Raw genomic sequence first — 8,333 nt, forward strand, 5'->3', positions numbered from 1 at the left:
TTTCAAATTGTGCAGCTACCGCTCGAATAGAATAACCTTCCTCAAGCTTAGCTAAAATTTTACGTCTAAAATGTTCTGAATAACTCATTGCACCATTGTATTAGTTTTATAATGATTTGACTATAAATTCTGTTAAGTTAAAAAAAACAAAAAATCCCGCACTTGACGGGATTTTTTATTAAGAAAGCAAAATTATTTAGCGATTTTAGCCAACAACTCTTCTTTGGAAATATTTACAGATTCAGCATCACGGCGACCTTTATATTCAAAAGTACCTGCATCCAAGCCTTTTTCACCAATCACAATACGGTGTGGAATACCGGTCAACTCAAGGTCAGAAAATTTAACGCCTGGACGTTCGTTACGATCATCTAGAATTACGTCATAACCCGCAGCAGTGAGTTCAGTATAAAGCGCTTCAGCTGCTTCTACTGTGCGTGGTGATTTATGTGCATTCATCGGTACAATGGCCACTTCAAACGGGGCAATGGCAGTTGGCCAAATAATGCCTTTCTCGTCAAAGTTTTGTTCAATGGCAGACGCAACCACACGTGTTACCCCAATACCATAGCAACCCATGGTCACAGTGAATGGTTTGCCATCTTCACCCAAGACTTTACAGCCCAATGCTTCAGAGTATTTCTGACCCAACTGGAAGATATGACCCACTTCGATACCACGTTTGATTTGCAGTGTACCTTTGCCATCTGGAGAAGGGTCACCTTCAACTACATTACGCAAGTCATAAACTTCAGTGAACTGTGCATCACGTTCCCAGTTTATGCCGGTTGCATGCTTGTCAGCTGTATTAGCACCTGCAACAAAGTCAGACAATACTGATGCTGCACGGTCAACAATGACGGTGACACCTTTTTCAACCAGACCTTGTGGGCCTACAAAACCAGCCGTCAAGCCAAGTGCTGCGATTTGCTCTTCGGTTGCAAAAGTGAGTGGAGCTGCAATTTGTGCATGCTTCTCGGCTTTAATTTCATTCAGTTCGTGATCGCCACGAAGGAATAAAGCAACCACAGGAACAGAACCATCCTCTTTTGCAATGCCTTGAACAAGCAATGCTTTTACTGAGTGAGCTGGATCCGTGCCCAAGAAGGCAGATACATCCGCAATGGTTTTTTGATTTGGCGTATCAACCAGTTTAAGTTCTTGAGTTGGTGCCGCACGTTCGCCGATCAGAACGGCTTCAGCCATTTCAATATTGGCGGCGTAGTCTGATTCGGTCGAAAATGCGATATCATCTTCACCGCTTGAAGCCAGTACATGGAATTCGTGTGAACCTGAACCACCAATCGAACCGGTATCTGCTTGAACCGGACGGAAATCTAAACCAAGACGAGTAAAGATTTTGCAGTAGGCTGCATACATGTCGTCGTAGGTTTGTTGCAATGATTCCTGATTGGCATGGAAAGAGTAGGCATCTTTCATGATGAATTCACGTGAACGCATTACCCCAAAACGCGGACGAATTTCGTCACGGAATTTGGTTTGCACCTGATAGAAGTTGGCAGGGAGCTGCTTATAACTTTTTAGTTCATTGCGTGCTAAATCAGTGATGACTTCTTCATGGGTTGGACCCAGTACAAACGGGTTACCGTGGCGGTCATTGAAACGTAACAGTTCAGGACCGTATTGTACATAACGACCTGATTCTTCCCATAAAGACGCAGGTTGAGTCACCGGCATATAGACCTGAAGTGAACCGACCTTGTCCATTTCTTCGCGAACGATCGCTTCAACTTTATTTAATACGCGAACGCCCATCGGCAACCAGGTGTACAGACCTGAAGCCAACTTACGAATCATACCGGCACGAAGCATCAACTGATGGGAAATAACCTCAGCATCGTTCGGGGTTTCTCTTAACGTTGCAAATAAAAAGCGACTCGCGCGCATGGAAACTGTCCTAAAAAATTAAGCGTTAAAGCAGAGATTATACAATAAAAAATGAGATGAGCATTTGGGAATGTCACCTCATTGTGTTGCATTAAATTATGCCATGATTTTACGCATCTGACGCAGCATAAAATTCTTAAAGTCATCCAGGTAGGTAAAGATCACGGGGACAACCACCAAAGTGAGCAGGGTTGAGGTGATCACCCCGCCAATCACGGCATGGGCCATCGGCGCACTTTGTTCACCGCCTTCACCCAGCCCTAAGGATAAGGGCACCATACCCATGACCATGGCGCTGGTGGTCATTAAAATGGGACGCAGTCGGGTTTTCCCCGCGGCAATAATCGCATCATAACGCTCTTCACCGCGATCCATGGCTTTTTTAATAAAGTCGATCAGCAGAATCGCATTCTTGGTCACCAGTCCCATTAGCATGATAATCCCGATAATCGAAAACAGGTTCATGGTGGAATTAAACAGGAACAGCGCCAGGAACACACCAATCAAGGATAATGGCAAGGAGGCCATAATCGCCGCAGGATGGATAAAGCTATTAAACTGTGAACCCAGCACAATGTAGATAAACACAATCGACAGGGTGATGGCGGTCAGGGCATAGCCTGCGGATTCTGCCATATCGGCATTTGAACCTTGGGTATCAAAACTATAACCTGGCGGCATATCAAAATTGGCTTGTAGCCGGCTGATATCCGTGCCGATATCTCCTGTAGGACGACCAGCGGTATTGGCTTCTATCAGAACTTCACGTGCCAGATCACGGCGGTTAATTTGTGAAGCACCGAGTTTTTCTTCAAACTTGGCCACACTCGAAAGTGGAATCAGAATCGGCTGATGATTGGCATCGGTTTTATTTGAAGTGATATACATGTTCTGTAAATCACGTGGCAAGCTGCGCTGGTCTTCCGTCAGGCGCAAATTCACATCATAAGTTTCGCCTTTTTCATCCTGCCAGGTGGTGACATCATCACCGGCAATCAGTGGACGAACCACATTGGCAATCTGATTCACGGATAATCCTAAATCACTGGCCAAGACACGATTGATCTGCACGCCGAGTGTCGGCTTGGGTTCTTTCAGTGAGGTTTCCAAATCGACAATACCGTCAATCTTGGCAATCTCTGTCATAAAACGATCGGAAATTTTTTGCAGTTCATCCAGGTCGGGGCCCTTGATCGAGATCATAATTGGCTTTTGACCACCCGAAACGGTTTCATCGGCAGATGCAACCGAGGTAATACTGATCCCGGCAACCGATTGCAGGCGTTGTCGAAACTCATTGTTGAGCTCGGTCAGGCTTTTTTCGCGTTCGATCCGTGGTGTCACGGTCACTCGCAGGCTGACGTGGTTTTTACCACGGTCAGTTACACCATTAATTACGCCATAAGTTGCTTTAACATCAGGGTGTTGACGGACAATCTGATCGACTTGTTGCAGTTTGGCTTGTGAGTATTCAAGCGAAGAATCTACCGGTGTTTCAAACTTAATGCGGATTTCGCCTTTGTCAGGAACCGGTACAAATTCGGTGCCAATCAGTTTCGATAATCCCAAGGCACCAAATAATGAAGCTACGGCAATCATTAAGGTAATGAATCTGAAGCGCAGCGCCAGTTTGAGCAGCTTTTCATAGACATGGCTTAAATTGTCCAGCTTGCCAGAAATCCAGCTAAAGAAACGTTTCACCCGTCCGGGTCTTTTATTTGGATCTTTTTTCTTTTCGGCCCAATGTGCAGAAAGCATCGGATCTAAAGTAAAACTAACAAACATCGAAATCAGCACAGCCACACTAACTGTAACCCCGAACTGATAAAAGAAACGACCAATAATCCCGCCCATAAAGGCCACCGGCAGAAACACGGCGACAATGGTCAGGGTGGTGGCCAGAACAGCTAAACCAATTTCTTTGGTGCCATCCAGTGCGGCAGTCACATGATCTTTGCCCATGTCGGCATGCCGGACAATATTTTCTCGCACTACAATCGCATCATCAATCAACAGGCCAATACTCAAGGATAACGCCAGCAAGGTCATCATGTTGATACTGAAGCCAAAGGCCCAGATGAAGGTCAAAGTACCTAATAATGCAATCGGCAGAGTTAAACCGGTAATCACAGTGGAGCGGAATGAACCAAGGAATAGCAGAACAATCAGCACGGCAAGTACCGCACCTTCAATAATGGTGCGGGCTACATCGCCAATGGTGCCCCGGATACTTTTGGAAGAATCCACTACCACTTGCAAGGTCGTCCCCTGAGGAAGCTGGGTCTCAATACTTTCTAAAGTTTTGTAAGTTCTATCGACCACCTCAATCACGTTAGAGTCCGAGCTACGCAGGATATCAATCGCAACTGCGGTTTTGCCATTTAAAAAGGCGGCAGATTCTAGTTCTGCCTGACTGTCTTGGATCTCTGCGACTTGTCTCAGGAAAATTGGTACGCCATTTTTATTGGCGATGATGAGATCGCCGAAGGCCAGTGGATGCAGCACTTTGGAATTGATCTCAATCACCAGTTCCGAGTTGCCAGATTTGAGTGTGCCGCCTGGAACTTCAATATTTTCAGCCTTTAAGGTATTGATGACACTGTCTACACCAAGGCTAAAAGCTTGCAGTTTTTGCGGTTCTACCTGAATCCGGATCTGGCGCTGTGCATCGCCGAGTAAATTCACCGTTCCCACGCCGGCAACGGTGCGCAGTTGGGGTACAATCCGCTGATCCAGATAAGAACTGAGTGCTTTGATATCCATGTTATTGGATTCAAATACGATCGACATGACCGCATTTGCGGTTGGATCATAACGTTCGACAATCGGATCCTGAATTTCATCACGAAATTCAGCAGTCACAGAGGCAATTTTATCCCGCACATCCTGAGCGGCTGTGGTAGAAGGTACGTCCAGATTAAACTCAGTGGTGATCATCGACAGGCCTTCACTGGACTGTGAAATCACCTGTTTTAAACCAGAAATGGTATTGATCTGATCTTCGAGTTTCTTGGTTATTTCTGACTCGACCGTTTCTGGAGAAGCGCCCGGGTAGTTGGTATACACCACCACAAAGGGAAAATCGACATCGGGAAATTCTTCAACGCCCATCCGCTGCCAGGAAGCCAGTCCCAATACCATCAGACAGAACATCATCATAATGGTGAAAACTGGATACTTCACACTAATTCGGGTAAACCACATGTCAATGATCCTGTGTGAGGCGCTTTAGTTCGAGCGAAGTGTGACAGTTTTTTGTAGATCGGCTTCGCTAAATCTAATTCGGCTGACCCGATCGGTGCTTTCCAATCCTTTGACCACCGCAATATTGTCGTTATAGCGCTGTTCCAGTACCTGCACATTGACCTTGATAAGTTTATTCTGGCGAATCACCCAGACATAGGGTTTGTTCTGGATATCCTGCAGCGTATCTAGGGGAATAATCTGCCCACTGATTTGGCGTGAACTCAAAATATTGCCTTCTACAAAGGAACCGATACTTAAAGAGGGAATTGTTTCATTCGGCGTAGCAAAGAATTCGATCTGGCGACTGGCCTGATCGGCGATCGGGGAAATCCGGCTCATCACTGCAGTGAGCCGATTGGGATTGCCTTGAATGCTGTATTCGACTTGACTGCCTAGCCTTAAGTTTGATTGTAGGTCACTAGGCACGCGTGCCTGAATTTCCAGCTGTTTAGGATCGACAATTTCAAACAGGGTTTGTCCAATCGCCACGGTTTGGCCAGGTTCCACCTGACGCTGGGTAATCACGCCACTGATCGGACTGGTCATGGTTCCGTCACGATCTGCTTTCTCGGCAATATCGACATTGGCTTGCTGGGCACGTACATTTTCCAGCTGTGCCTGATAATCGACCTGACTCTGTTCATATTCTACTTTTGAAATAAAGCCCTGATCGAGTAGACGCTTTTTACGTTGCATCATGTTTCGAGCCTGATTGGCCTGAGCTTGGGTAGAGGCCAGATTGGCACGTGCCTGTGCCAGTCGGGCAGCATTGTCCTGATTGTTTAGCCGTACCAGCACCTGACCTTTGGAGACGGTCTGACCGACTTGGGCATTGACACTGGTGGCGGTGGCAGACACCTGTGCCTGAATACTGCTTTGATTGACAGCCCGAATCGTGCCGGTAAACGCTGTTTTTTGAACTGAGTTGCCGGACTGTACTGCAATTAGGTCTTGAGGAATGACTTCAATGGATGTGGGTGTTTCGGCTTGCTGTACGGGTTCATTTTTATCACAAGCCACTAATAACATATTTAAGCAAAGTGCACTCATGATTAGGATAGAGCGCGGAGAAGGCATATTTAAACCATGAGCATGTGGTGCAGTTTGCATAAGAGTCCTTACAGCTTATTGTGGTTTAAAACCAACACAAGCTATCTGTATTTATTCAAGTGCTTTTAAACGGGCGATAATTTTGTCGTATTCTGCTTCCAGATTTCGATAGCGACTTTGTAAAGATTGAATATTTTCTTTTTGGGAAATGAGATTTTTATGATTATTCTCAAGTGTGGTTTTCAGGTGTGCCGGTGGAGCCTTACCTTTACGTAAATATTCACGTTCTTGGCGTACAAACATCACTCGATCTTTTTGCAATTGCTTCATTTGTTCTTGCTGAAAATCAATTTGCTTTTTTAACTGTAGCAGACTGTCATTTTTTTTCTGTAAGGCGGTCTGACTATTGTTGTACGCTCGCTTCAGTCTATTGTCTTCGGCGATCCGCTTGGCCTGTTGAGCACGTTGGGGAGCCTGTCTGATATCGGCTTCGGCATTATAAGGACGAGCACGTTTAATGACCTGCATATTCTGGTCAAGCGCTTCATAACCGTAACGAATATGATTGGGCGTCACATTAGTGCTGATATTGGCCACGCCTTTACTATCGTAATAGCGGTACCAAGTGGCCTTTGGCTGGATTTGGTTATTGTTGGCACAAGCTAAGGTCACCTGTAATAGTAACAGCACAGCAACAATGAATTGACCAGTCATTTTATTTTTATCAATGACAGCAAGTTTTTCTGAAAACTGACCCATCATTGGCTCCCTAAATTACTTATTTTAAAGTAATAATCTTGTTATATTAGACTTAAATTTACGAATTAAAAACTACCGTTAGTCAAAAAAAAACATCGGCGTGGGTAAAGTGTGAAGCTGTTGTTAAAAATAACTGATTTTGTCTACTTGTGTAGAAAATGTTCGTTGATAATACAAGTGACTTTATGTTAAAAATGTTTATCGATCGTAATAAAATAATCCTATGAGCCTTATGGCATAATAGTTTCTAAAATGGGAAGGGTTAAACAAATGGACGATAAATTCCAAAATCTAAAAGTTATGGTTATTGATGACTCAAAGACCATTCGTCGTACCGCGGAAACTCTTCTTCAGCGCGAAGGTTATGAAGTGATTACTGCCGTCGACGGATTTGAAGCTTTGTCAAAAATTGCCGAAGCAAATCCAGATATCGTGTTTGTAGACATCATGATGCCGCGTCTAGATGGCTATCAAACTTGCGCGTTAATTAAAAATTCTCAGAATTACCAGAATATTCCTGTGATTATGCTATCAAGTAAAGATGGTTTATTTGATCAGGCCAAAGGTCGTGTTGTGGGTTCAGATGAATACCTGACCAAACCTTTTAGTAAAGATGAATTGCTGAACGCAATCCGTAACCATATTAGTGCTTAATATTTGATTTTTTTTTGGGGAATTGGCATGGCACGTATCCTAATTGTGGATGACTCACCGACAGAAACTTTTCGCTTTAGAGAAATTCTTTCTAAACATGGCTTTGAGGTGATTGAAGCAGCCAATGGGGCCGATGGCGTCACCATGGCACAGGCTGAATTGCCTGATCTGGTCCTGATGGACGTTGTGATGCCGGGCGTAAACGGATTCCAGGCGACCCGTCAGATTGCGCGTGGGGCGACCACCAAACACATTCCAATTGTGATTGTCAGTACCAAAGATCAGGCCACTGACCGCGTGTGGGGCAAGCGTCAGGGTGCAGCAGACTATCTAACAAAACCAGTAGATGAAAAACAATTAATAGAAGTAATTAAGCAACACCTCAATGCAGGATAAGCTCTATGGCAGCAAATGGATTTATCGAATTGCTTCGCATTGCGAAACGGGGAAATAAAAACTACGTTTCCAATGACAATGAAGTGAACCGATGGTCGGGCATTGCTTTTGAGATGATGGGGCAATATTTTGTTGCTCCGCTGGGGGAAGTATCAGAAGTTATTTATCCCCCAAAATATACGCCGGTACCCAAGACAGGCTTTGTTGCACAAAGATTTGAAATGCAAAGCGCCCCTAATTGAGCCAAATTTAAGGCGTAACTTGGGTAAGTGGTCGACCTAATTCCGTAAATCTGTTGAGGACTGCTACACGTGCATGAA

Annotated in this window: 6 protein-coding genes and 2 pseudogenes; 3 read left to right on the forward strand and 5 right to left on the reverse strand. The window is 44.8% G+C overall.

Annotation, left to right across the window (positions count from 1 at the left end; translation table 11 throughout):
* From FTU82_RS16055 to FTU82_RS14945, 5 genes and pseudogenes are all read right to left on the reverse strand, one after another.
* Positions 1 to 88: pseudogene (locus FTU82_RS16055) on the reverse strand (transposase); the annotation flags it as partial.
* Between the two features lie 104 nt (positions 89 to 192).
* The gene (locus FTU82_RS14930; protein WP_180101562.1) at positions 193 to 1,908 is read right to left on the reverse strand and encodes a proline--tRNA ligase; all 1,716 of its coding nucleotides are present in this window, start codon (positions 1,906 to 1,908) and stop codon (positions 193 to 195) included.
* Positions 1,909 to 2,004: 96 nt separating this feature from the next.
* Positions 2,005 to 5,112, reverse strand: a complete 3,108-nt coding sequence (locus tag FTU82_RS14935) for an efflux RND transporter permease subunit (protein WP_180101564.1) — start codon at positions 5,110 to 5,112, stop codon at positions 2,005 to 2,007.
* Between the two features lie 24 nt (positions 5,113 to 5,136).
* On the reverse strand, positions 5,137 to 6,264 hold the full coding sequence (locus FTU82_RS14940; RefSeq protein ID WP_180101566.1) for an efflux RND transporter periplasmic adaptor subunit: 1,128 nt from the start codon (positions 6,262 to 6,264) through the stop codon (positions 5,137 to 5,139).
* Between the two features lie 51 nt (positions 6,265 to 6,315).
* On the reverse strand, positions 6,316 to 6,963 hold the full coding sequence (locus FTU82_RS14945; protein WP_180049570.1) for a hypothetical protein: 648 nt from the start codon (positions 6,961 to 6,963) through the stop codon (positions 6,316 to 6,318).
* A gap of 270 nt (positions 6,964 to 7,233) precedes the next feature.
* Here FTU82_RS14945 and pilG point away from each other — a divergent pair, with 270 nt between their 5' ends.
* The 3 genes and pseudogenes from pilG to FTU82_RS14960 all read left to right on the forward strand — a co-directional run.
* Positions 7,234 to 7,617 carry a twitching motility response regulator PilG gene (pilG, locus tag FTU82_RS14950; protein ID WP_005097851.1) on the forward strand — a complete coding sequence of 128 codons (384 nt, stop codon included), beginning with the start codon at positions 7,234 to 7,236 and terminating at the stop codon, positions 7,615 to 7,617.
* Positions 7,618 to 7,644: 27 nt separating this feature from the next.
* On the forward strand, positions 7,645 to 8,013 hold the full coding sequence (locus FTU82_RS14955; protein WP_005097847.1) for a response regulator: 369 nt from the start codon (positions 7,645 to 7,647) through the stop codon (positions 8,011 to 8,013).
* 5 nt (positions 8,014 to 8,018) lie between these two features.
* Positions 8,019 to 8,210: pseudogene (locus FTU82_RS14960) on the forward strand (chemotaxis protein CheW); the annotation flags it as partial.
* Between the last annotated feature and the right edge of the window lie 123 nt (positions 8,211 to 8,333).

Origin of the sequence: Acinetobacter sp. YH12151 (assembly GCF_013418355.1) — a bacterium.
Lineage (GTDB): Bacteria > Pseudomonadota > Gammaproteobacteria > Pseudomonadales > Moraxellaceae > Acinetobacter > Acinetobacter pseudolwoffii.